This window comes from Parabacteroides sp. An277, assembly GCF_002159645.1.
Classification (GTDB): Bacteria; Bacteroidota; Bacteroidia; order Bacteroidales; family Tannerellaceae; genus Parabacteroides.
In genome coordinates, this window is record NZ_NFJB01000010.1 from 1 (window position 1) to 24,923 (window position 24,923).

Consider the following 24,923-nt stretch of genomic DNA (forward strand, 5'->3'; position numbering starts at 1 on the left):
GACTTTTCCTATTACTTCCAAATTTATTCGGAAGTTTTTGCTTTCATTATCTTTTATTGCCGCATCTCTCTCGATTGCGGGTGCAAAGGTAGACACTTTTATATTACCCGCCAAATATTTTGCCAACTTTTTTGTGAGAAATTTTAATTACCCCTCATTTTAAGATAGTTACAAATCCACTTTTTTATAACTATATTCCCTCCCGTTTATAACTGGATTCGATTCCGTTTATAACGGAATTCCTTTTCGATGTTCGTTTATTTTAATTTCTATCTTCACTTAATTCTTCCAGCCATTTCAAATTAAAACAATAATAAAGGCGGCTACTTACGAGGTGAATTAGATTATCGGGCGTTTGCGTAGCAGCCATGTATCCACGCGGTTCCGCATGATTGGCATCCATCATGAAATGCTTTGTCCAAGCACCTCCATCCAGAAAACGCTCTGTTCCATCCGTAAGGAGTCGTTTTACCGGCCATGTTTTTCCTTCATCGTACGAAACAGCGGCATACAAACCATACCCTCTATATTCATTCCCGTTTTTATCTGTAAAAAGCATACCTCGTTCGGCCTCCGGCGTACGGAGTGGATGGTCGGTAAAAGAAATTAAAAGCAGAGGACCTTCGTTTAAACGTAGAAGAACCAAGCGTTGGCCCCCATCAATAGGAGGGAACTCCGAAGCGACATAAGTCCACGTCTTGCCCCAATCTCGCGAAAGACTCATAGGCATACACAAACGCCCCGACGCATCCTGCAAGCTATTTCCTCGTCCCAATGCCATCAAACTTCCATCTTTTAATTGCACGATTCCTGCATGAATGCCTGCAATCGTGGAGCCCGTCGCACCTACCTCGAAAGTTGGAAGCGGGGTGCCATCCCACGGGTCACTCCACGTCTGGCCTCCATCTCGGCTGATATGTATCGCCGCTCCGTCGTGACTTCCCGGCCCGGCATCGCAGGCTTGTATCAGATAGCCTTCACGCGTCCGAATCGTACCAGCAATCACTTGATGACGCTTCGTATGTTCAGGAGCTATCAGACGCGGGCGGCTCCACGTTTGCCCATTATCTTGACTGGTACGCATCACCATAGCCAGATTCTGCCAATCACCTGCCGCTTCTACTCCATTAATATGGTACAACGTACCCTGCCCATCATTCAAAAGTGCAGAACCTGTCATGTTTCGATCAGGTACCTTAAAGAAAAGCGAGGCTTTATCCCAAACACCCGTTCCGGCACGCATTCGGGAAGCCAACACAACCATACCTCGTCCATTCTCTTCATTGGCCGAAAACCAAATCGCTAATAAATCGCCATTATCACACCAAGTAATCGCCGGCTGGTGATTATGGGCGAAAAAAGGTTCGCCGCTCTCAACATCCGGTTTCAATACATACGGAACGGGAGCACGGAATACAGGCTTGTCTACTACTATCCATTCCCATTTCGTTTGGCTCACCTCTTGTTGGTTATAAGCTGGAGCCGCTGGCGGAGTAAGCGCCTGTGGTGTAAATGAAGATTCCACAATCCGGAATCCAGTAAAGGCGTGCTTGTCTTCCGGAATCATCGCCATCCGGTTAGCCGAACGCAGGTATTTGTCTGGCGTATTATGACTTCCTCCACGCGTCACCCGGTATTCGCCCTCCGCACGTCCGGCTGGATTTATTTGTTCGCCCGGCAGATAAGGACCATACCAATCGAGGCACCATTCTTCTACATTCCCGTGCATGTCGTACAATCCGAAAGCATTCGGCTCAGACTGTCCCACTCGGAGAGAGACGGGCGCCAGATCTCGCACCGTTTGTTGGTTTTTACGCATTTTTTCTGTCAGACCATCTCCTACATTATATAAATAATAGGTGCCGGCCCGGCAAGCATATTCCCACTCAGCTTCGGTCGGAAGACGATACGATTTCTCCTCCTTCGCACTTAACCATTCACAAAATGCCACCACGTCGGCATAATCCACATACACAACCGCCTCGTCGTCCTCCTTCGATATGCCATCCTTCCCGCGCAACGCCCGATGTTCCGGACGAAACGCTTCGTATTGGGCATTCGTAATCTCAGTCGCACTCATCCGGAAGGGATGCGTAATGCGAACTTTATGAATCGGCAACTCGTCGTAGTCCTCGCCTGTCCCTTCGCCACCCATATAAAACGTACCAGCCGGGATATCCACCATCCGGATGTCTTGCGCATGCAAGATGCCTCCTAGAGAGATACACACCAAGAACCATCCTGCGCACCTTAGTTGTTTTCTCATCGCTTTGTCCTCCTATTATTTAGGGATTATACAAATCTTTATGGTAAAAATCCAAGATATTCATCAACATGTCATGGGCCTTTCGCGCCGGACTTTCCGGATTCCGCTCCATAGCTTCCAAATAATTGTTCAAGGCCAAGCGGTTATTCCCCTTTTTACGCCAGGCATTGCCCCGCAGATAATAGGCCTCATCGTCGTCGGGGTTTGCTTCGAGATGCGCGTCCAACAGGCGGATTGCCTCGTCCACTTGGCCTTCATAAATTAATTCTCTTATCTTTTCCATTTCCTATTATATAATATGTAGGATACGAATGAACGAGGAGACCCGCCCTTTTATCCAATTTTCCCACAAATATACGCTTTTCGCGTAAACTTCCGCCCTTCCGGGAGGGTAAAAAGACCGATGTTCGCAAACATAGCCCTTCCGCGGGCGCGGAACCCCCTATGTTCGCAAACGTAGCTCCTTCCGCGGGCACGGAGCCCCCTATGTTCGCGAACGTAGCTTCTTCCGCGGGCGCGGACAGCTCGATGTTCGTGAACATAGCGTCTACAAAAGGAAAGAAAGGCGCGATACGTGCTATCACCTTGCTTTTCTTACGCGCGGGGCGCAAAGAATCAATTTTTTGTATACCTTTGCACCCGATTTTCAATCAGAAACGAACGAATATGCAAAAGAATTTGGTAATAGTAGAGTCTCCGGCTAAGGCCAAAACAATCGAGAAGTTCCTCGGAAAAGAGTATAAGGTATTGTCGAGTTACGGACATATCCGCGACCTGAAAACGAAAGAGTTCAGCATTGATATCGAACACAACTATGCACCTGAATACGAGATTCCGGCTGACAAGCGGAAATTGGTTGCCGAATTAAAGGCAGAAGCGAAAAACGCCCAAGTCATCTGGCTCGCATCCGATGAAGACCGCGAGGGAGAAGCCATCTCGTGGCACCTTTACGAAGTATTGGGCCTGAAACCAGACTCGACGCGCCGCATTGTTTTCCATGAAATTACCAAAACGGCCATCCTGCATGCCATCGAGACGCCGCGCCACATCGACATGAATCTGGTGAACGCTCAGCAGGCGAGGCGTGTATTGGATCGCATCGTGGGTTTCCAGCTCTCCCCGGTGCTCTGGAAGAAGGTGAAACCGGCGCTCTCGGCCGGACGCGTACAATCAGTGGCCGTACGGTTGATTGTCGAGCGGGAACGTGAAATTAACGACTTCGTCAGCGAATCAGCCTATCGCGTGATAGCCCAATTCCTCCTGCCCGATGGAAAAACCAGACTCAAGGCCGAACTGAACCGACGGTTCAAGACGCAGCAAGAGGTGCTCGATTTCCTCGCATACTGCCAACATGCGACGTTCACCATCGACGACATCAGCACGAAACCCGTCCGCAAATCGCCTGCTCCGCCTTTCACCACCTCCACGCTTCAGCAAGAAGCCGCGCGGAAGTTGGGATATTCCGTTTCGCAAACCATGATGATTGCGCAACGCCTCTATGAATCCGGATTGATTACCTACATGCGTACCGACTCTGTCAACCTGAGCGACCTGGCATTGGGTACGGCTAAAGAGACCATTTTACATACGTATGGCGAAAAATACTACAAATTCCGCCAATACCATACCAAAAGCAAAGGAGCACAAGAAGCGCACGAAGCCATCCGTCCAACCTACATCGCCCACGCAGAAATCAACGGATCGGCGCAAGAAAAGAAATTATACGACCTCATCCGCAAACGTACTATCGCCTGCCAGATGGCCGATGCAGAATTGGAACGCACGACGATCTCCATCGACTTCGGTCATGCGGAAGGAAAGTTTGTAGCCGTGGGCGAAGTCGTGACCTTCGATGGCTTCTTGCAAGTCTACCACGAAAGCGACGACGAGGAACCCGAAAACGAAGCGGAAAGCAAACTCTTGCCGCGTGTCCAAGTAGGCGAAGTGTTAGGGTGGAAAGATATCACCGCCACCGAGCGTTTCTCGCAACGCCCGCCTCGTTATACGGAAGCCAGTCTGGTACGCCGTCTCGAAGAATTGGGCATCGGCCGTCCTTCGACTTACGCGCCTACCATCCAAACCATCCAGAACCGCGAGTATGTCGTGAAGGGTGACAAGGAAGGGAAAGAACGTTCCTACACAATCTTGACGCTGACCAAGAAGGGAATCAAAGAGGAGGAAAAGAAGGAATTGGTCGGAGCTGACCGAGGCAAACTTATCCCGACCGATATTGGCATCGTAGTCAACGATTTCCTCATGCAATATTTCCAGCTCGTCATGGATTATAACTTTACCGCAAACGTCGAGAAAGAGTTCGACGCTATCGCCGAAGGGGAAGCCGAATGGACAAAAGTCATCGACCATTTCTACCAAATGTTCCATCCGATTGTAGAGCAAGCGGCTGCCATTCGCTCCGAGCACCGGGTAGGCGAACGACAATTGGGCATCGACCCGAAGAGTGGTAAACCGGTGTTCGTCAAAATCGGGCGTTTCGGTCCCATGGTGCAAATCGGCGAATCGAAAGCGGAAAAGGACGACGAAAAGCCACATTTCGCCACGCTGATGAAGGGGCAATCCATCGAGACCATTACCCTCGACGAGGCTTTAAAACTATTCGAATTACCCCGTACGGTAGGCGAATTTGAAGGGAAAACCGTCACCGCGGCGGTAGGGCGTTTCGGTCCGTTCCTCCGTCATGACGGGAAATTCATTTCCATTCCGAAACAGCTGAACCCAATCAACATCACGCTCGACGAAGCCATCGGCCTCATCCAAGCCAAACGCGAGAAAGACGTCCAAAGTTTCATCAAGCGTTTCGAAGAAGAACCGGAAATGGAAATCCGTAATGGCCGTTTCGGACCTTACATCGCCTTCCAAGGGAAAAATTACAAAATTCCGAAAAATGACTATACGCCGGCCGACATGACGCGCGACGATTGCTTGGCGGTCATCCAAGCCGCTTCCGAAAAGCCGGCGCCTAAGAGACGGGCGACCCGCAAGAAGGCTTAACCAATTTTTCTCACCATTAGCTCCCGATAGGAGAAAACTTTAGAACCCTCGGAAAACGTGCTCCCGACGAAAGGGAACTTTCCGAGGGTTCCAGCCTGCACAGAAAAGCAAACATTTCCTCCGAAAAGAACCGAAAAGAAGCAAATAAGATTTGGGCATATACATTTCTTTTGCTTCCTTTGCAGTTCGAAAGTAGCAGAAAAATGAAGTGGACGAAGTTTATTGGTTTTGTGGCGTGGGTGTACGTCACGTGGATTCTGTTTTTCATAATACAGAAACCTCTATTTATCTTATATCATCAAGGCTTTTCGGGCAATATCCACGCGGCGGAGTATGTGGAAACGATGATTCATGGATTGCGGTTGGATACGGCGGTGAGTGGTTATTTGACAGCAGTACCTGCTTTGGTGGCACTTATCGGCATGTGGCATAATACTAGATGGCTCCGGAAAGCACTACATATCTATTTCCTATTGGCAGTAGCGCTGGTGGCCATTATTTTGGGAGTAGACATTGAATTGTATCGTTATTGGCAATTCCGCCTCGATGCCACGGCCCTTTTCTACGCGCAATCCCCCCAAGATGCGATGGCGAGCGTGCCGATAGGATTGTTTGTCCGTCAAATGGCAATTATGATAGTATATGCCGCATTGATGTACCTTTATTTACGACGTATAGTCTTACCTTTTTATCCGCAAGAGAACGCCGGTTCGCTAGAAGGAAGATGCACGGGGAGTGGCGCATGGATAGTCGCCGCCGGATTACTTTTCATCAGCATTCGTGGAGGTGTAACGACTTCGACAGCCAATGTCGGCCGGGTTTATTTCAGTACGAACCAATTCTTGAACCATGCTGCTATCAATCCCTGCTTCAGTTTGTTGGCATCCCTTTCCAAATCGGAAGACTTCGCCTCTCAGTTTAATGCGTATCCCGATGAAGAAGCAACCGATCGTTTTGACAAATGGTTTCCAGCTCCTGCGCAAGCCGATACACTTCAACTTCTGAAAGAGACACGCCCCCATGTATTGGTGATTATTTTGGAAAGCTTTTCGGCTAATGTGATAGGCGCGTTGGGCGGTGAGCCAGATGTGACGCCCTGTTTCAACCAATTGAGCCAAGAAGGCATTCTTTTCACACAATGTTATGCCAGCAGTTTCCGGACCGACCGCGGATTAGTAGCTACGCTGAGCGGTTATCCGGGACAACCTACGACTTCCATTATGAAAATCCCCGCCAAAAGCCGAACGCTCCCATCTTTGGCTGGCAGTTTGCGGAAAGCTGGTTATACGACAGACGTACTATATGGCGGAGACATCGACTTTACAAACATGCGAAGCTATTTTCTCGGTACAGGTTACGAACAGCTCACTTCTGATGTAGACTTTCCCGTTTCAGACCGTCTGAGTAAATGGGGCGCACAAGACGACGTAACGTTCTCTTATCTATTCAAGATGCTAAAGGAACGAAACGGAGAACCTCGCCCGTGGCACACGATGTATCTTACGTTGAGCACCCATGAACCATTCGAAGTCCCTTACCATAAATGGACGCAGCCCTACCTCAATACGATGGCATACGCCGATAGCTGCCTGGGTCATTTTGTAGATTGCCTAAAACAAGAACCGATTTGGGAACATACGTTAATTGTACTCATAGCCGACCATGGTTATCGTTATCCGGACACATTCAAAGAATATGAACCAGCGCGTTATCATATTCCAATGTTGTGGATAGGTGGCGCCGTCAAAAGACCTCGTCGAGTCGATGCGATTGTTTCCCAAACCGATATGGTCGCCACATTGTTAGGACAAATGCAACTTCCACATGAGACCTATCGTTTCAGCCGAGATATATTTAATCCCAACTATCGCGAGCCATTTGCGTTTTATACCTTCAACAATGGCTTTGCGGTCATAGACAGCACAGGCGTATCTGTTTACGACAATGTAGGGCAACAAACACTCTACCAACAGCCCGAAAACGGAAACGATACCCGCTTGGAGAAAGGCAAAACCATCCTCCAAATCCTTTATGACGACTTGGGAAACCGTTAAAGAGCCAGCGGCAAGACATCAAGCCAAGCACTCATCGTCCTTTTGGTTCCGATATTCCTGCGGGCTAATACCTACATGCCGCTTGAAATACTTGCCAAAAAAAGAGACATTCTCGAAATTGAGCGAATCGGCAATCAAATAGATGGGCAGATTGGTTGATTTAAGCTGCGCTTTGGCATCCATGATAATCATATCAGCAATGATATCAAGGCAGGTGCGGCCTGTCACTTGTTTTACCACGCTACTCAGGTAAGCCGGCGTAATGCCCAATTTGGAGGCATAAAAAGCTACGTTCTTTTCCCTCGAATAGTTATCTAAAACAAGCTGGCCAAAGTCTTGCGCCGTCCGTTCGTTTTGCGTTAAATTCTCCTTTTCTACTTTGCGATTCTTGTATAACGCGTTGAGTGTATACATCAAGCTGTAATAAAGATGTTTCAGCAAATCTCGGTTTTTCATGCCAAACACCTCTTTGCTCTTGTGGATAATTTCAAAATAGTCTTGGGCCATCTCAATCGCTTCAGGCCGGAGCACTACACACGGGTTTCGCTTAATGGCATAACTCACATCAATAACCGATTTGATGGGCTGCACGCTGCGAAGGAAATCAGAAGAAACTCCCCCAAAATAAATATCCACATCTCCTTCTATCCGGTTGATTTGAAAAACCGTTCCCGGCAATAAAGTCAAGAAGCAACTATCGCTCACATGATAATGCTTCAAATTAATAGAGGCATCGACTTCCCCTTTTCTACACAAAACGAATATCTCCGCCTTAATGCGACAAGGGAAATGTGCATACAAATTCAGAATCGTAGTGTCTGTCAATCTACCTGTGATTAAATCTTCTGGCAAATCAATCTTAGGCAATTCATTTTCCATTGCCTGTTGGATGAGTGGAGAGTTCATTCCCATAACTAATTACTTGCTATCTTGTTTTCCTGCCCAAAAGTATATTATTTCATCGGTTTTGCCAAATATCTTAGTGATAAGTTCGTGTTGCCTTGCCAAACTTGGAAACCTACGGACCTTTTCATCCTCCTCTCCTATTTCGTCCTTACATCTCCCGTCTCCTTCATGCCCCCTCATTTTTGATGTTTTACAGCAGGTTTTCAAAAAGAGGATTTTTGTGCTGGAGGTTTCCCAACTTTAGGACTGGGAAGGCGAAAAATTTTTTTCCTCGTTCGCCACACCGTGGGGAAGGCGAAAAATTTTTTTCCTCGTCCGCCACGCCGTGGAGAAGGCGAAAAATTTTTTTCCTCGTCCGCCACACCGTGGGGAAGGCTGAAAATTTTTTTCCTCGTTCGCCACGCCGTGGGGAAGGCAGAAAATTTTTTTCCTCGTTCGCCACGCCGTGGAGAAGGCAGAAAAATTTTTTCCTCGTTCGCCACGCCGTGGAGAAGGCAGAAAAAATTTTTCCTCATTCCTCATTGACGTGTTGTATTTAATAGGGCATAAAAACGCAAAGGCACAGAAACTCGGAGTTAAAAATAAATGCTCCGTGGCTCTGTGCCTCTGTGTTCAAAATGCCTTGTGGGGGCAGGCTTACTTCGTCTTCATCATTCCATCAAATGTAGCTTTACGAAGCGTTCCTTCGGCATTATCCGTATTATATTCCCAATACATCACGCCAAGGAGACCTTTCTCGTGGATAAAATCACACTTCAGGGCAATCGAACGCGCGTCTTCGTAAGTACAAACCATCTGGCCTGTCGAATCCGTAGCATACGGTACTTGCGCGATGGAATCCCAGCAAGCGGTGTAGTCTTTTATCATATCGATGTTCTTATAATCCACATAATAAGGAAGGATAGAATCGGCCCCATGCCCATAGAACGGAATACCCAGCACGATTTTCTCGGTCGGGACGCCAGCTGCCACATGCGCTGCCAATGATTCTTCGCACGAAGCACCCTTGCGGGTCATCTCCGAAGGATAAAGCGCGGCATTATGATAGGGCGGCTTGCCCATGTCGTAGGCCATGATGTTAACGAAATCAATGTAGGGGTCTATAGCGCGGAAGTCAATGTAACGCGCCGTGTAGGAAGAGGCGAGCGTCAGAAGTTTGTTCGGACCAATAGCCTCGCGGATATCGCGCATCAAGAGCGTATAATTCGCCTTGTCGTCTGGCGAGCAAGAGATGCCGGCAGCGTCGCTGGTCGGGTATTCCCAGTCGATGTCGATACCATCGAGATTATACTCGTCGACAATACGTTTGCAATCCTTTGCGAACGAAAGCCGTTTCTGTTCGTCGGCCGCCATTTCACTGAAGTTTCCACTACCCCAACCGCCAATCGAAAGAGAGACCTTTAAATCCGGATACTGATTCTTCAAGGCAGCAATTTCACGCAAGCGTTCCTCGCGAGCAATACGCACGCGGTCGAACGTAGAGTCCACATGCCCAAAAGCATAGTTGATGTGGGTGAGCACAGACGGGTCGGGTAAAGACTCGCCCTGCGACGTGACATACGCCGCTACAATCTTCTTCGGTTGCTCCTGTTGCGGCTGACAACTGGCCAACAGACATCCCGCAAGGAACAACATCATACCAAAAACGTGTTTCATTTTACTTATTGTTTAGAATTCTGCCGCCGAAGTTAGGAAAAAATCAGGAAAATACAAACCATTATGCAAGAATCTTCACCGAATAGTCGTATCTTTGCCCCCAAACTAAATGAAAATATATTATAATGTAATAATACGATGAATTTTGTAGAAGAGTTAACATGGCGCGGCATGGTGCATACCATGATGCCGGGAACAGAAGAATTGCTGGAAAAAGAAATGGTAACTGGTTATTTGGGAATCGACCCTACGGCAGATTCGTTGCACATCGGACACTTGTGCGGCGTAATGATTCTGAAGCATTTCCAGCGGTGTGGCCATAAACCATTGGCATTGGTAGGTGGCGCCACCGGCATGATTGGCGACCCGTCGGGAAAATCGCAAGAACGGAATCTCCTCGACGAAGAAACCTTGCGCCACAATCAAGAGTGCATCAAGAAACAATTGAGCAAATTCTTGGATTTCGAATCGGATGCGCCGAACCGCGCGGAGCTGGTCAACAACTACGACTGGATGAAAGACTTCACGTTCCTCGATTTTGCCCGCACCGTCGGTAAGCATATTACGGTGAACTATATGATGGCAAAGGATTCCGTGCAGAAACGTCTGAACGGGGAGGCACGCGATGGATTGTCTTTCACGGAATTTACTTACCAATTGTTGCAAGGTTACGACTTCCTGCATTTGTATGAGACAAAGAACTGTAAACTTCAGATGGGCGGTTCAGACCAATGGGGCAATATCACGACGGGCGCCGAGTTGATTCGTCGTACGAACGGCGGCGAAGTGTTTGCACTCACTTGCCCGCTCATCACGAAGGCCGACGGAGGCAAATTCGGCAAGACCGAAAGCGGAAACATCTGGCTCGACCGTCGTTATACGTCGCCTTACAAGTTCTACCAATTCTGGTTGAATGTATCGGATGCGGATGCGGCCAAATATATTAAGATATTCACCGCTCTGCCAAAAGAGGAAATCGAAGCCCTGATTGCCGAACAGGAAGCGGCACCACATCTCCGCCCGCTCCAAAAGAGGTTGGCCAAAGAGGTGACCATCATGGTTCATTCCGAAGAAGACTACAACGCAGCGGTAGAGGCTTCGAACATCTTGTTTGGAAACGCCACATCCGACGCGCTGAAAAAACTGGACGAAGCGACGCTCCTCGACGTCTTCAACGGCGTGCCTCAATTTGAAGTCGCACAGGATACGGTATCTGGAGGCATCAAGCTCTTGGAACTTTGTACCGAAAAAGCAAATGTGTTTCCTTCGAAAGGCGAGATGCGCAAACTCATCCAGAGCGGCGGTGTGAGCGTGAATAAAGAGAAAGTCACGGATGTCGACATGACCATCACGGCCGACAATTTATTGGATGGCAAATATCTACTTATTCAGCGCGGTAAGAAGAATTATTACTTGATTATCGCGAAATAACAGTCCATCCGTTTTTAAATACAACGGCACGGAAAAGCGGAGTTTTTTAATGGCTCCACGTTTCCGTGCCTTTTTCTTTCCTCCTCCTTCTCTGGCCGTAAAGCTTCCGAATATTTGTGGAAACTTCTCGCTTTTCTCTTATGCTTCCCGCCCGGATTGCCTAATTAAATCGCGAATGCGGTTGTTCAACCGGTTACAGCGTAAGAGCTGCTCGATAGTCATGTGCATCCGGTAACGCCAATAATGGCGTGGATTTGAGGGGACGTTGATGCGTTCGGCGTCGGCATCTGGATTGCGTACCTCTTCGTCTATCGACATCCAATCTTGCCACGAAAGAATGCAAAGCATCGAATTTCCCATCAGATGTTGCTGCACCACGCTATCGCAAAGCCATCCTGGGGCCTCTTCTGGAGCCTCGCCCCATCCGCCAAGCATCTGTTCGTAGTAACGATGCGTCTGCTCCTTGTTTTCTTTCCACCATCCGCGGAAGGTCGACATATCATGTGTAGAAATAGAACAAACCGAACGATAAGGATAAGTCTGCGGATTCCCAAAGGTTTCGCCCAGATGTTTAGGCATACGCTGGATTTCGAGGCTCAAAATACGCAATTCTTCCATAACGCCGGGGACGCAATTAGGAATCATTCCCAAATCTTCGCCACAAACAAGCATCCGGGTTGAATCAATCAGTTCGGGCAGTTTTCGCATGGCTTCATTTCGCCAAAAATCTTCGTGCCGATGGTAATAATAATTCGTATAAAGCGTGTCGAAAGCTTGCTGCTCGGCCGGCGACAGGCGTTTATAGGCCGAATCTGATTGGATGGCTATCCGCGGATGATAAAGATCCGGGAACTTCGCATCTGCTATAAACAATACATTATTAATCAAGCTAAACAATCCTTCGCGGAGCACACGGCTTTCAGCATCCTTCTTTTCCTGGAAATAGGATTCCACTTTCCTTTGCGTATTAAACTGAGGCAGCAAAGCATATTCCCGATGCGAGACTTGGCAAAGGAACGTCCGTTTTACCTCATCTGCCAGTTTCCCAAACGTGTGTTTAAGGATTTCATCCGTGATATAAGGTTTCGTAAATGCCTCTTTACGGAAAGGCAATCCGAATCCTTCTATTTCCTTTGGCGACAAGGGCAAAGAGGGAACAAATTGTCCTAATAGTCCTTCCACTGAGTGCGAGGGAATCTCCCAAATGCGGAAAAAGCCCAACAAGTGGTCTATGCGATAGGCATCAAAATATTCCGCCATCTTCCGGAGCCGGCGTTTCCACCACCGATATCCATCCTGCTGCATCACATCCCACCGATAAGTAGGAAATCCCCAATTCTGCCCCTTCGCAGAGAAAGGATCGGGCGGCGCGCCGGCTTGTCCGTTCATGTTGAAATAGTTTGGTTCGGACCATGCTTCTACACTATTCCGGCTGATGCCAATGGGAATATCGCCTTTCAGCAATACGCCGCGTTGACGAGCATAATTGCTGGCGCTCAACAACTGGACATGCAGGATATATTGCAAGAAATAATGGAAATTCATCGCGTGGCAGAAAGTTTCATCCTCGTCTCGTTTGGCTCGTACAATGTCGCGGTCGTAAACCGAAAGTTCTGGCCAGGTGCGGAAATCGGCCGTCCCGTACAAATCGCGCAAATAGCAGAATGCCGCGTAGGGCATCAGCCAGTCCTCGTTCTCTTCGGTAAATTGTTGGAACTCTTTCGAAGCCTGCGTTTCATCTCTGTCTTGTTCGAAAAGGGCTTGCAAATAATCCAATTTCAACCGGTTGACCGCCTCATAATCGACAGCCGGAAGCGCATTGAGCCGCATCCGTTCCCATTCGAAATGAGCTTGTAATTCCGCGTTTTGCAAACGAGGCAATTGATTCAAATCGATATACATCGGATGGAAAGCATAAATCGAGATGCTGTTATAGGGATACGAATCCATCCAGGTGTGCGTCATCGTCGTATCGTTGATGGGCAGGATTTGGATGATTCGCTGTCCCGTGAGGACTGCCCAATCGACCATCTTCTTCAAATCCCCGAAATCGCCCACGCCCCAACTGGATTCCGAACGAAGCGAAAAGACCGGAATCGCCACTCCGGCTGCTTTCCAAAGCGGAAGCGGGAAATGGACTTCATCGTCTGCCAGTACCAGCAAATCGCCCGTTTGGGGCGGAAGCGCATCCAATCGCCGATTGTTTCCTTCTATCCATTCTCCCAATTTGTTTTCCCGCACGTTCCACGCCAAAAATTTATATTCAAAAGGCAACGTAATCCGCGCTGCGTCCAAAAGGATATACCACTCGTTCGGCCCGCAAGGCTGCATCAGCTTGGCCTGCTGGATATCCCAATGGCCTACCTGCGCTTGATTGCCACTGACGGCCAATCGCCAGTTGCCTTTCCGCAAGCGCGGGCAACGTACTTTCAAGAGAATCGCCCGCTCGTATGTGGCTTCTGTTCCGGTAAGATAGGCCACTTCTGTTTTCGTAAAGGCTGCGCTGTAGCAAAAAGAATCGGCCGGACGGTCTCGCCACGCATCTGCCAATATCAGACGGTGGTAGGCGGGATTCAACGCCAACCGGCGCTTCACGCCGTCCCATTCTTTGCGGACACAGAACCCATCGCGATAAATCAGGTATCGATATACAATCTCCTGCGAAGAATGCTTCGGGTCGAGCATCAAATCGCCCTGCCACGTATAGCCGTCGTACGAACGGAGCGGGAACAATTGTCCGTCCGACAAAGTCACCCGAACCTCTTCCCCCCAGTTCGTCCGATAATGTATTTGAAATGAAAGTTCCATACTATCTATAATTTTGTTTTCCTTTATCCATTGTCCATTACCACAACGTAATCGGCTCCGGATATTCTATCACTAATGGGCTGCCGCCGTCGTAGGTCTCGATGCGGACTTTATACTGTCCTTCTGTTAAATCCGGGACCATCGTAAATTCGCAACTGGTCTCTGTAACGTTAGTGATGGTCTCCGGGTTAATCCATTCAATGTAATCCTGGTCATTGACGAGTCCGATGACGTGCTCCAGCGTGCCGTCTTGTCCCTTCAGCGTAAATCCTTGATATTCCACGCCGGTTTGTTTGCCTCGCTCGATGCGGTGCGGATTTTCCGGGTCGCCTCCCTCTTTCTGGTAGACGGCGGTGATTTCGGGAGTGACGGGCGTAGGTTCAGGAGTGGGTTCGTCGCCACCCGACGATGAGCTGCCGGAACCGATCGAACGTCGGAAACTGATCATCACATCGTTTACATCATTTATCACTTTCGTCAGGTCCGTCCGTGTCTGTTCATCTTTGGCCACCATCTCGTTAGCTGCATAAAGCACGTTGATGGCTTCGATGAGCGCATTAAACGCTTCGTCGGTCTTGGGCCGCAGCGAACGCATGTTCATCGACAAGGCCCGCTCGCGCACTTCCGTCGAACGCTTTTTGAAAATTTCATGGAACGCCTGGTTGGCCGCCTCGATTTCATCCGGAGCTTCTTCGATTCCCAACGTCGTTAAAGCCGATGCATAAGGCTCTGTCCGAAGCTTTTCCACCAAGTCCGTCAAAAGGGATGTTTCGCTACTGTAATCAGCTTCAGCGGCCACTTGCGCTCCGTCAAAAGCAAACGCAACTGTACGCGCCGCCTTTTTCTTTTCTTCATCAGGATAAAAATCGACATAAATTTGCGCCAACTTTTTATAGAAATAGAACAAATCATCGCGGAAATCATCGGCTTCCGCTACGTCCGGCGTGTCTAAATAGGCCCGATCGGGCTGGAAACAAAGCAACTCGTTATTGCCCGCCAAGGCAAAAGCTGAGTATTGCAAATGAAACCCATACTGCTCGGCTATCGCCTTGGGGATAGCAGCCAGGATATCCGTTACGAACTGCGCATGTTGCGCGTTTTTAGCTTTCGATTTAGAAGCATTTACGATTTTCAGCATATTGGTATCTTTTTAAAATTAGAATGAACAAACTTTTCTGTAAACGTCCCCACGACGTGGGGAAGAAATCGGAGTACTCTGCAAACGCCCCCACGGCGTGGGGAAGAAATCAGAGCACTCTGCAAACGTCCCCACGGCGTGGGGAAGAAATCGGAGCACTCTGTAAACGCCCCCACGACGTGGGGAAGAAATCGGAGCACTCTGCAAGCCTGACGACCCGGATTTCCAGTCGCAAAATTAGGCGATAATTTGAACTGTGCAAATGTTTGGCGGAAATTTTTTGTAGAAAAAGCGCGGCTCTTTCATTTAACCGGCAGGAGGGTATGCCGTAATGGATATTTTTCTGCGTCCTATTTCTTATTTCGATGCACTGACCCTTTTTCAGAAAAAAAAGCGGCGCGGAACTCTGAAAAGCCCCGCGCCGCCCTGTTCAATTATCGGTTTACAATCCTTGCACCGTATAAGGCATACGCGCTTGGATGCCTGTCGTCTGTTTCATCTCTTGCCAAGTAGCATAAAGTGCAAACTCATCCTTGCCCAAGAGAGATTGGAGGAGGGAAATTTTTGCCTCGCCCCATGCCTTTTCCATGTATTTCGTAAAGAAATCCTTGTCCTCGTTGGCTTTATAGGTCGTATAATCGGTAATGCCCGCCAACGAAGCAGCTTCGGCAATAGCGACTTCCAAACCACCGAGGCGGTCGACCAATCCGCGTTCCAATGCCTGCTCGCCCGTCCAGACGCGCCCCTGCCCGATATGGTCGATAGAATCCTTGGCCATGCCGCGTCCGTCGGCGCAACGAGTGAGGAAGAGGTCGTAAGTACGTTCCACGCTCTGCTGAATCAACGCCTGCTCGTCCGCGCGCATCGGACGGCTGATGTCGCCCAAATCCGCATACGTGTTGGTCTTGACAATATCCGTCGTAATATCCAGCAACTTAGCCGTTCCTGCGAAATTGCGCACGATGCCAAAGACGCCGATAGAGCCAGTCAACGTGGTCGGTTCGGCCACAATCTTATTCGCGGCACAGGCGATATAATATCCGCCCGACGCGGCATAATCGCCCATCGACACCACCACCGGCTTTTGCGCTTTCACTTCCATGACCGCCTTCCAAATCTGCTCGGAGATATACGCGCTTCCGCCCCCCGAATTGACGCGGAACACGACCGCCTTTACCGCCTCGTCTTGCGCCAATTTATACAGTTCGCGGGCCGTCTCTTCGGTAATTAAAGCCGTTCCGGTACTCATCGGAGAATCATCTTCCGGCACGATGGTCCCTTCGGCATACAAAATCGCAATCTTGTCGGCAGCTTCGCGCTTTGTTTCCGGGATAGACAAGAGCTGGGAATAATCAGCCGATACCATCTTATCCGCCACTTTCTGTCCCGCCATCCGTTTTACGCAAGCCTCCGCTTCGGGACGATACGCCAACTTATCTACCAATTTATACGTCAGCAACTCTTCCGGAGCGCCCAAAGCCACACCGGTGTTCAAGAAACGTTCCATCTCAGCCGCATCGATACTACGCGACGTGCAAATAGCATCCGTCATGTTCTTCCAAATGCTATTCAAGAAAGAGGCGGTCTGTTCGCGATTGGCCTCACTGAACTTCTCGTTCATATAAGGTTCAACGGCGCTTTTATAGGTACCCACCTTGAAGATATAATATTCAACGCCCAACTTCGCCATGGCATTCTTAAAGAAAATGCCTTGCGACGCCAACCCGACCAAACCTACCATACCTTGCGGATTGACAAAAAGCGAATCGGCCACGCTAGCCAAGTAATAGCCCCCTTGCGAATAAGCATCGGCATACGAAACGATAAATTTCCCCTCCGACTTAAAATCCTCCAGCGCACGACGCAACGCGGCAAAAGAAGCAAAACCACCCGACAATTCGGAACCCTCCAAATAGATACCTTGGATGTCTGGATTCTGTTTCGCCTTTTGGATGGCACGAATAAGATCCGGAAGCACCACTTGTTCGTCCGACGAACTCCATAAACCTGCGAACGGATTATCACTCGAATGCTCCGTCAACGTTCCTTTCAACGAAAGCTTAAATACGGTATTTTTCGCAGGCTTATAAGTCGACGAAGAACTGTTCGACGCTACGATACCTGCCACAAAAGCAATGCCACCCATCAACAAGACACCCATCGCAATCAATACACCAAAAATCGATGCGAACATGGTCTTAAAGAATTGTTTCATTTTATCTTAATTTATTAGTTAGTATTATTTTCCATAATATTCATCGACAGACGCATTCAAAAAACGGTTCAATGGCTGAAGCAGATGAAAATCAGCCAGCGTTTTCTGCATCCAATCAGACGACGTAAAAAAGGACTCATCTTTGTGGCTCATCACCGAATAATCCTTATACTTCAACCATTCCGCATAAGGAGCATCGGAAAGGAATCCGGCCGGTACGCGCGTGAGTTTTTCCCCGTAAAACGTACCAAATGCCTCGTGAAACGGTTTCGAAGCCAATATCTCGCCCAATTCTTCGCCATTCACGGCAATATCTTGCCGTATTTTCTTGAGAATCGGTACAGGAGGACACCAGACGCCACCCGCCAGCAAACAATTGTCCGGTTCGAGATGGATATAATAACCACCATATTCACTACGCCGTCCACCAGGCGCCATATAAGCCGCAAAATGAGTTTTATAAGGCGTACGGTCTGCCGACCAACGCAAATCGCGATAAATGCGATAAAGACAATCCGGAGCCTGCAACCCGATAAGAGCCGGCTCAAACTGCGCTATGTGCTCAATCAATTGCTGTACTTCCTCCATAAAAGCTTCGCGCAAATGGTCGTAACGCGCTTTTTGGGCTTGAAACCAAGCCCGGTCATTATGTTGCCGCAATTCACGTAAGAATTGCAAGATTTCTTTATTTACGTTCATTGGATAGGCTTTGCGGGCATGATAAGCCACAAAATTAGATATAAAAGGATACCAAATCCCGCAAAAAATATCATTAATACATATACAATGCGAATAATCGTCGGGTCGATACCCAAATATTCGCCAATCCCGGCGCATACGCCTCCCACCATCTTATTGTTCGAACGGGTGAGTTTCTTCTTTTCTTCCATGAGATGTTTATTTTGTATTTAAAATATACCACAAAAGTAAACAAATATGGAGAATAAAAAAAGAAAGCCCACCTTTTTCGCTACGCAATAAGCAAGAAAGACGAAAAAAGGCAGGCAATTGTAACTAAGTGTTCAGAACAAGTTTCTCTGGAGCTTAAACGAGACAGGAAGGATATACTTCACGGATACGGCTACACCCCGTTGTTTGCCAGGTTGCCATTTCGGCATCGACCCCACAACACGGACTGCCTCCTTGTCCAATGCTGGGTCGACACCACGCATCACTTGGATGTCGGAAATCGATCCATCCTTACGGACAATGAAGCCCACCACGACACGCCCCTGGATGCCATTCTCTTGGGCAGCCACTGGATATTTCACGTTCTTGGAAATGAAATCGAGCAACGCTTGCGTACCGCCTGGAAACGATGGCATCTCCTCTACAACCGTAAAGACCTGCTCTTCTATGGATACTTGGCCATCAGACGAAACACCCACTGAAGGCATTTGTACCGGCTCTAAAGTAAGTTTCATATCTTTCCGAATATTTTCTACGGCAATCTCTTTTGATTGATAATCCGGAAAAGCAATAAGTACTTTACCATCCTGCGGAACCGAAAGCACAAAATGTCCGTCAAGGTCCGTAATCGTGCCCTCAGTAGTTCCTTGGATAATCACATTGGCTCCTGCGATGGGGCCCTGCCCGTCTACCACGAAAGCGGAAACTGTGACCCGCCCATCCGCATCTGCCGCTTGTTTATCACTTGGCTTACAATGGCTCAATAAAAGCAAGCAAGCCAACAAAGGGAAAAGCAAAAGGAGTTTTACCATCCCTACTTTTTGAGAAGGTTGTTTGTTCATCATACGAATTCTGTTTTTTAATGGTACAACATTGAAATGAGTATATAAAATAGCTGCAGCCTTGTGATAAGCCAATTCTAAAAGATGGTATTGGTACGTTTTCCCGTCACATCCCGCACGAAGGACCGACGCATCCGCCAAGTATTCCAAATTATACCGCACTTCGCGCTTCAAAAGCCAAACAAACGGATTCGCCCAACAAAGGCAAGCGACAAGTTCCGATACTAAAATATCCAGCGAATGTCCTTCCCGTACATGCGCTGTTTCGTGAATCAATATCTCTGATAATTCTTTTTCGGAATGCGCTTCCGGATATACAAATATCCAACCAAAGAAAGAAAACGGTCCGGAAGGAGCAGGAAGAAGACGAACCCGTATTCCCTTTATCCAACTGAGCTTAGACTGGGATACTAACCGAAAAATACCTACCAATTGGAAAAGCAAACGACAAAAGAGCAAACAGGCCACGCCTCCGTACAACAGCATCCAGACAGGCCATGTCCAGTAGACATGATGTCCACCGGACTGAATCATCACCTCCGGAAGCCAAGTCGCATAACTTTGCACTGCCGCCTCGACCACAGGAAGCGGCTCGTTAGCCATCCAAGCAATATGATCCACAAAAGGATAACCAAATGCCAAAAGCCAAAACAGGTTCAACAACGTCCGCCGTACACGAAAAAACGTGTCGCGAATGAACAACAACCGGTAGAAAACGTAGAAAAACGCCAAGGCTATGTTCACTTTCAGGAAATAGAATAAGGTCGCTTCCATCTTATAAATATAAATAATATGTGAAGGTTTTTACTTCTTAGATTCAATCATATCAATAATTTCCCGCAAATCTTTTGCCGAGATTTTCTCCTCTTTCGCAAAAAAAGAGACTAACTCTTTGTAAGAATTCGAAAAGAGATTCGAGACGGTCTCCTTCATGAACGCTTTCTTGTATTCTTCCTGTTCGACCAGGGGGAAATATTCGTATACATTTCCACACCGCCGGCTCCGCACATACTTTTTCCTTTCCAAATTCTTCACGACCGATGCCAACGTTGTATAGGGCGGCTTCGGCTCTGGATACTGCGCTTGAAGCGTACGGACAACGCATGGGCCGATTTTCCAAATCAAACGCATCGCCACTTCCTCTTGTGTTGTTAACTTTTCCATATCATTTACCTCATTTACGATTCTGTCGCAAATCTACGATATTTTCGTAATTCAAAGATAAAGAATACTGTTAAATAAAACAAAAGCAAATCGTTTTAGAAATAAACAATATAATTCTGCTTGTGAAAACGAGGATTAAAAAAGAGCAGACCGACGTTGTAAAGATCGAAACTCAAAACGACCTCCGGACGCAAACACAGTTCTTTCCAAAGTTGGCGCATCTCGGCATTCGCACGGATTCCTTCGAAGAAAAATACCGAATCAGGATGGATATGTTTCAGCGCCTCTTCAACCCACGCGCGATTCTCGCCCTTGCGCGAAGCGGTCTGAAAGAATACGAAATCGAGCGTCTTAAGTTGCTGCAAAGCTTGAGGCAAGGTTTGATGGTAATCTCCAGCAAGGACTTGAACAGGCGCATGTTGATATTTCCGCACACACCAATCCGTCTTCTGCGCAGATTCGCTATCCGCCTCGAGCGTGATGCACTGGATATCGGAAGCATACGAAGTGAGATAAAGCGTCGCAATGCCGGCTGGCGAACCGATTTGCAAAAGCCTCTTCGGCTTAAAATAATTGGCCAGGCGGAACAGCAACTGCCCGTGTGAGCGCTTGATTTCGCGGCGCACACCCGGAAATCCCTTATGCACCAACTGCCGCCGAATCAGTTCGATATCATAATAACAATAAAAGCCCCCCCGCTCTCCGATTACGCGCGTAATCAATGCGAAGGCAAACGGGGAATGTACGCCAAACCCTTTGCGATAGCGCAAGAAACGGTAAAAGAGAATCGTTTTCCGCCACGTGTTTTTCTTCGGAAGCAAATCCATTTTCCTAATTTAAATCTATCTGCAAAGATACGAAAAAAGCAAAAGCCAAGCAAGAAAACTTCTTTTTATACCGAAGAAAACTTGCCTGCACAAAGATATTTTCTCTACGTATCGTCGATATTTGTATATCTTTAAACTAAAGATAAATAAATATCGTCGATATTTGTACAAACACCGACGATATTTGAAGAAAACTTCACGGGTAAACCACTTTTCTTCCATACTCACCGGAAGTTTTCTATAGGGGTAAATGATTTTTGGATGGGGATACGGGGAATTTTATGTACATTTGCAAGTCGATTACACAAAAAGGAAATGGAAGACGAATTTGATATACGAGATGCACGGATGCCGGAAAGCGAGCGTGAATACGAGAATGCGCTCCGTCCGCTTTCGTTTCGCGATTTTAGCGGACAAGCGAAAGTGGTCGAGAACTTGAAGGTGTTCGTCATGGCTGCAAGGATGCGCAAGGAGGCATTAGACCATGTATTGCTTCATGGACCTCCCGGTTTGGGAAAGACGACCCTGTCGAATATCATCGCGAATGAACTGGGTGTGGGCTTTAAGGTCACATCGGGTCCGGTATTGGATAAGCCGGGCGATTTGGCGGGCGTCTTGACTTCGCTCGAAAAGAACGACGTGTTGTTTATCGACGAGATTCATCGCTTGAGTCCCGTCGTAGAGGAATATTTATACTCCGCCATGGAGGATTACCGCATTGACATCATGATCGACAAAGGCCCCAGCGCACGTTCGATCCAGATTGATTTGGCGCCTTTTACATTGGTAGGAGCTACGACACGAAGCGGATTGCTGACCAGTCCGCTACGTGCACGTTTCGGCATCAACCTACATTTGGAATATTACGATGCTTCGACATTGACGAAGATTGTTCTCCGAAGTGCGGATATATTAAATGTACATTGCGAACTGGAAGCCGCTAAGGAGATTGCTTCCCGAAGTCGAGGGACGCCCCGTATTGCCAATGCCCTGCTTCGCCGGGTACGGGATTTCGCTCAGGTGAAAGGAAGTGGCAAGATAGACAAGGCGATTGCTTGCTATGCGCTGGAGGCATTGAACATCGACCGTTACGGATTAGACCAAATAGACAATAAATTATTAACGACCATCATTGATAAGTTCAAGGGAGGCCCTGTCGGACTGACAACTATCGCCACCGCATTGGGCGAGGATGCCGGAACCATCGAGGAGGTATATGAACCTTTCCTCATCAAAGAGGGTTTCCTGAAGCGGACACCCCGCGGACGGGAAGTTACCGAACTGGCCTACACGCATCTTGGACGGATGCACGATTTAGGCGATGGACAAGGGACATTGTTTTAAATAATATGGCAAACGGGATGAAGCGGTTGGCGAAAGAGACCGCAGTTTATGGATTAAGTAGCATTATTGGGCGATTCCTCAATTGGATGCTGGTACCGATGTACACCCGCGTCTTTACCGACACGGGTGATTTCGGAATCGTAACGAACCTCTACGGTTGGGTGGCACTTCTGCTGGTATTGCTGACGTGCGGCATGGAAACAGGATTCTTCCGGTTCATCAATAAAAAGGAGGAGAAGGAACCGATGCGGGTGTATGCGTCGGTCATGACATGGGTTGGCGGATTAGCGGCCGCATTCATCATACTCGTCCTACTTTTCCTGCACCCAATCGCTTCGGCTTTGGAATATCATGCTCCGTTGGAGTTCTTGGGGATGATGCTCGTCGTTACTGCCATCGATGCCTTTTGCTGCATTCCGTTTGCCTATCTGCGTTATGCCGGACAAGCTTACCGCTTTGCCGGCCTCAAGTTGCTGAATATCTTTTTGAACATTTTCTTGAACATCTTCTTCCTTGTGATATGTCCTTACCTTTACGCACGGATACCGGAAGCGATGAACTGGTTCTACCGGCCGGATTATGGTGTAGGCTACGTCTTTCTGACCAATGTCATTACGACCGGCGTTACCTTCCTTTGCTTGATACCTTCGATGCGTCCGGGATTCCAAGCCCGCCCCGATTGGAAGCTGCAAAAAGAGATCGTGCGCTACTCTTTCCCAATACTTATCTTAGGTATTGCCGGCATTTTCAATCAGACGGCAGACAAAATCCTCTTTCCGTTGCTGTTCGAGGATAAGGTCGAAGCGATGCGGCAACTGGGTATCTATGGTGCGTGCTTCAAGGTGGCGGTGGTGATGGTGATGTTCATCCAGGCGTTCCGCTATGCTTACGAACCTTTCATCTTCGCCAAGAATAAGAGCGAAGGAAATACGAAAGCATACAGCGAAGCGATGAAGTATTTCATTATTTTCTCGCTCGTTATCTTCCTGGGCGTGATGTTTTATATGGATATTATCAAACATTTCGTCGGCAGTCATTATTACGAAGGTTTGCAGGTCGTGCCGATTGTGATGTTGGGCGAGTTCTTCTTTGGCATCTACTTCAATCTCTCGTTCTGGTATAAATTAACCGACCAGACGCAGTGGGGCGCCTACTTTTCGATTATCGGCTGCGTAGCGACGGTGGCGATTATCATCCTCTTTACGCCTGCCTATGGTTACATGGCATGTGCTTGGGCGTCTTTCTTTTGCAACTTGCTCATGATGCTCCTCTCCTACTTTATCGGACAAAAGAAATATCCGATACCCTACGATTTGAAGTCGGCTGCCCTCTACACCGGTGTGACTGCAGGTCTTTATGTCGTCGGCATGTACGCGCCCATCGAGTCGACGCTGTTCCGGCTGGGATTCCGCTCTCTGCTTTTAGGCGTGTATGTTCTCTTGATGATACGCCGCGACTTGCCACTTCGCGAATTGCCTTATGTCGGGAAATATTTCAAATGAAACGTTTGTTCTTTTGCCTTGATGCAAAAGAACCAAAAAATCAGGCTTACACTCCAGAGGCTACAAATTCGCTTCGCTCCGCTAAAATCTCGGAAAACTCGCTTCGCTCAAACAGCCGAGATTTTTTCACGCTCCGCTTGGAATTTGCTTTACGCCTCTTTCGTTAGGCCGGTTTGGCTGCATTTTCATTTGTACAAGGCTAGAAACATTGTTTCTAAAGCTATGCAACATTGCATGAAGCTAGAATCATTGATTCTAAGAACATGCAACGCTGCGAGAGACTAGAATCATTGATTCTAGGAACATGCAATGCTGCGCGAAGCTAGAATCATTGATTCTAAGAACATACAACGCTGCGAGAGACTAGAATCATTGATTCTAAGAACATACAACGCTGCGAGAGACTAGAATCATTGATTCTAAGAATATACAACGCTGCGAGAGACTAGAATCATTGATTCTAAGAACATGCAACGCTGCGAGAGACTAGAATCGTTGATTCTAAGAACATACAACGCTGCGCGAAGCTAGAATCATTGATTCTAGAACTATGCAATACAGTGTGAAGCCAGATGCAATGCTTCCAGCTTGAGGCAGCAGAAGAAGGAAGGAGAAGACAGGGACAAACCGGTCTAACGGAAGAGACGTAAAGCAAATTCCAAGCGGAGCGTGAAAAAATCTCGGCTGTTTGAGCGAAGCGAGTTTTCCGAGATTTTAGCGGAGCGAAGCGAATTTGTAGCCTCTGGAGTGTAAGCCTTGAACTTTTGGTTCTTTTCTTTCAAGAGAAAAGAACAGAAATTCGTACATTTGCAGCCAATTGAACGAATATTAATTAACAGACAAGACAACATC

At 47.9% G+C, this 24,923-nt stretch carries 18 protein-coding genes; 5 read left to right on the top strand and 13 right to left on the bottom strand.

The genetic code is table 11. The features are described 5' to 3' along the window. Positions 1-262: 262 nt before the first annotated feature. Positions 263-2,185 (bottom strand): SUMF1/EgtB/PvdO family nonheme iron enzyme, encoded by a 1,923-nt coding sequence (locus tag B5F77_RS05400; protein ID WP_239445747.1) that lies wholly within the window; start codon positions 2,183-2,185, stop codon positions 263-265. 100 nt (positions 2,186-2,285) lie between these two features. After that, positions 2,286-2,549 carry a tetratricopeptide repeat protein gene (locus B5F77_RS05405; RefSeq protein WP_087328742.1) on the bottom strand — a complete coding sequence of 88 codons (264 nt, stop codon included), beginning with the start codon at positions 2,547-2,549 and terminating at the stop codon, positions 2,286-2,288. A gap of 383 nt (positions 2,550-2,932) precedes the next feature. Between B5F77_RS05405 and topA the strand changes: the two genes are divergently transcribed. Both topA and B5F77_RS05420 read left to right on the top strand, forming a co-directional pair. Beyond that, positions 2,933-5,275: a type I DNA topoisomerase gene (topA, locus tag B5F77_RS05415; RefSeq protein ID WP_087328746.1), complete on the top strand. Its 2,343-nt coding sequence runs from the start codon at positions 2,933-2,935 to the stop codon at positions 5,273-5,275. A 203-nt stretch (positions 5,276-5,478) separates the two neighbouring features. Further along, positions 5,479-7,329: an alkaline phosphatase family protein gene (locus B5F77_RS05420; protein ID WP_087328748.1), complete on the top strand. Its 1,851-nt coding sequence runs from the start codon at positions 5,479-5,481 to the stop codon at positions 7,327-7,329. Between the two features lie 18 nt (positions 7,330-7,347). Here B5F77_RS05420 and B5F77_RS05425 read toward each other — a convergent pair whose 3' ends face one another. From B5F77_RS05425 to B5F77_RS05435, 3 genes are all read right to left on the bottom strand, one after another. Next, a complete protein-coding gene (locus B5F77_RS05425; protein ID WP_239445739.1) occupies positions 7,348-8,241 on the bottom strand; it encodes a helix-turn-helix domain-containing protein in 894 nt (297 codons plus the stop codon). 234 nt (positions 8,242-8,475) lie between these two features. Further along, positions 8,476-8,757 (bottom strand): hypothetical protein, encoded by a 282-nt coding sequence (locus tag B5F77_RS05430; protein ID WP_087328750.1) that lies wholly within the window; start codon positions 8,755-8,757, stop codon positions 8,476-8,478. Positions 8,758-8,871: 114 nt separating this feature from the next. After that, positions 8,872-9,891: a glycoside hydrolase family 18 protein gene (locus tag B5F77_RS05435; protein ID WP_087328752.1), complete on the bottom strand. Its 1,020-nt coding sequence runs from the start codon at positions 9,889-9,891 to the stop codon at positions 8,872-8,874. A 138-nt stretch (positions 9,892-10,029) separates the two neighbouring features. Here B5F77_RS05435 and tyrS point away from each other — a divergent pair, with 138 nt between their 5' ends. After that, positions 10,030-11,322: a tyrosine--tRNA ligase gene (tyrS, locus tag B5F77_RS05440; protein WP_087328754.1), complete on the top strand. Its 1,293-nt coding sequence runs from the start codon at positions 10,030-10,032 to the stop codon at positions 11,320-11,322. Positions 11,323-11,460: 138 nt separating this feature from the next. Here the strand turns inward: tyrS and B5F77_RS05445 are convergent, their stop codons facing one another. The 8 genes from B5F77_RS05445 to B5F77_RS05480 form a co-directional block, all read right to left on the bottom strand. Beyond that, positions 11,461-14,130, bottom strand: a complete 2,670-nt coding sequence (locus B5F77_RS05445; RefSeq protein ID WP_087328756.1) for a 4-alpha-glucanotransferase — start codon at positions 14,128-14,130, stop codon at positions 11,461-11,463. Positions 14,131-14,167: 37 nt separating this feature from the next. Next, positions 14,168-15,268: a DUF6261 family protein gene (locus B5F77_RS05450; RefSeq protein WP_204244950.1), complete on the bottom strand. Its 1,101-nt coding sequence runs from the start codon at positions 15,266-15,268 to the stop codon at positions 14,168-14,170. A gap of 442 nt (positions 15,269-15,710) precedes the next feature. Next, positions 15,711-17,483, bottom strand: a complete 1,773-nt coding sequence (sppA, locus tag B5F77_RS05455) for a signal peptide peptidase SppA (protein WP_087328758.1) — start codon at positions 17,481-17,483, stop codon at positions 15,711-15,713. A gap of 24 nt (positions 17,484-17,507) precedes the next feature. Beyond that, positions 17,508-18,182, bottom strand: coding sequence for a DUF2461 domain-containing protein (locus tag B5F77_RS05460; protein WP_087328761.1), 675 nt, complete (start codon positions 18,180-18,182; stop codon positions 17,508-17,510). Further along, the gene (locus tag B5F77_RS05465; RefSeq protein ID WP_087328763.1) at positions 18,179-18,373 is read right to left on the bottom strand and encodes a PspC domain-containing protein; all 195 of its coding nucleotides are present in this window, start codon (positions 18,371-18,373) and stop codon (positions 18,179-18,181) included. The genes B5F77_RS05460 and B5F77_RS05465 overlap by 4 nt, the downstream gene beginning before the upstream one ends. A 132-nt stretch (positions 18,374-18,505) precedes the next feature. Beyond that, positions 18,506-20,008, bottom strand: coding sequence for a TonB family protein (locus B5F77_RS05470; RefSeq protein WP_087328765.1), 1,503 nt, complete (start codon positions 20,006-20,008; stop codon positions 18,506-18,508). A gap of 30 nt (positions 20,009-20,038) precedes the next feature. Beyond that, positions 20,039-20,398 carry a BlaI/MecI/CopY family transcriptional regulator gene (locus B5F77_RS05475; protein WP_087328766.1) on the bottom strand — a complete coding sequence of 120 codons (360 nt, stop codon included), beginning with the start codon at positions 20,396-20,398 and terminating at the stop codon, positions 20,039-20,041. A gap of 95 nt (positions 20,399-20,493) precedes the next feature. Further along, entirely contained in the window at positions 20,494-21,225 is a 732-nt protein-coding gene (locus B5F77_RS05480) for a hypothetical protein (protein ID WP_087328768.1), read from the bottom strand. Between the two features lie 315 nt (positions 21,226-21,540). Between B5F77_RS05480 and ruvB the strand changes: the two genes are divergently transcribed. Then, positions 21,541-22,569: a Holliday junction branch migration DNA helicase RuvB gene (ruvB, locus tag B5F77_RS05485; protein ID WP_087328770.1), complete on the top strand. Its 1,029-nt coding sequence runs from the start codon at positions 21,541-21,543 to the stop codon at positions 22,567-22,569. A gap of 5 nt (positions 22,570-22,574) precedes the next feature. Continuing rightward, complete coding sequence (locus tag B5F77_RS05490) at positions 22,575-24,071, top strand: lipopolysaccharide biosynthesis protein (RefSeq protein WP_087328772.1); 1,497 nt, start codon at positions 22,575-22,577, stop codon at positions 24,069-24,071. Positions 24,072-24,923: the final 852 nt, after the last annotated feature.

Coding starts and splice junctions, on each gene's coding strand:
- B5F77_RS05400 (WP_239445747.1), bottom strand. CDS start 2,185: ATGGTGGATATCCCGGCTGGTACGTTTTATATGGGTGGCGAAGGGACA.
- B5F77_RS05405 (WP_087328742.1), bottom strand. CDS start 2,549: ATGGAAAAGATAAGAGAATTAATTTATGAAGGCCAAGTGGACGAGGCA.
- topA (WP_087328746.1), top strand. CDS start 2,933: ATGCAAAAGAATTTGGTAATAGTAGAGTCTCCGGCTAAGGCCAAAACA.
- B5F77_RS05420 (WP_087328748.1), top strand. CDS start 5,479: ATGAAGTGGACGAAGTTTATTGGTTTTGTGGCGTGGGTGTACGTCACG.
- B5F77_RS05425 (WP_239445739.1), bottom strand. CDS start 8,241: ATGGGAATGAACTCTCCACTCATCCAACAGGCAATGGAAAATGAATTG.
- B5F77_RS05430 (WP_087328750.1), bottom strand. CDS start 8,757: ATGAGGAATGAGGAAAAATTTTTTCTGCCTTCTCCACGGCGTGGCGAA.
- B5F77_RS05435 (WP_087328752.1), bottom strand. CDS start 9,891: ATGAAACACGTTTTTGGTATGATGTTGTTCCTTGCGGGATGTCTGTTG.
- tyrS (WP_087328754.1), top strand. CDS start 10,030: ATGAATTTTGTAGAAGAGTTAACATGGCGCGGCATGGTGCATACCATG.
- B5F77_RS05445 (WP_087328756.1), bottom strand. CDS start 14,130: ATGGAACTTTCATTTCAAATACATTATCGGACGAACTGGGGGGAAGAG.
- B5F77_RS05450 (WP_204244950.1), bottom strand. CDS start 15,268: ATGCTGAAAATCGTAAATGCTTCTAAATCGAAAGCTAAAAACGCGCAA.
- sppA (WP_087328758.1), bottom strand. CDS start 17,483: ATGAAACAATTCTTTAAGACCATGTTCGCATCGATTTTTGGTGTATTG.
- B5F77_RS05460 (WP_087328761.1), bottom strand. CDS start 18,182: ATGAACGTAAATAAAGAAATCTTGCAATTCTTACGTGAATTGCGGCAA.
- B5F77_RS05465 (WP_087328763.1), bottom strand. CDS start 18,373: ATGGAAGAAAAGAAGAAACTCACCCGTTCGAACAATAAGATGGTGGGA.
- B5F77_RS05470 (WP_087328765.1), bottom strand. CDS start 20,008: ATGGAAGCGACCTTATTCTATTTCCTGAAAGTGAACATAGCCTTGGCG.
- B5F77_RS05475 (WP_087328766.1), bottom strand. CDS start 20,398: ATGGAAAAGTTAACAACACAAGAGGAAGTGGCGATGCGTTTGATTTGG.
- B5F77_RS05480 (WP_087328768.1), bottom strand. CDS start 21,225: ATGGATTTGCTTCCGAAGAAAAACACGTGGCGGAAAACGATTCTCTTT.
- ruvB (WP_087328770.1), top strand. CDS start 21,541: ATGGAAGACGAATTTGATATACGAGATGCACGGATGCCGGAAAGCGAG.
- B5F77_RS05490 (WP_087328772.1), top strand. CDS start 22,575: ATGGCAAACGGGATGAAGCGGTTGGCGAAAGAGACCGCAGTTTATGGA.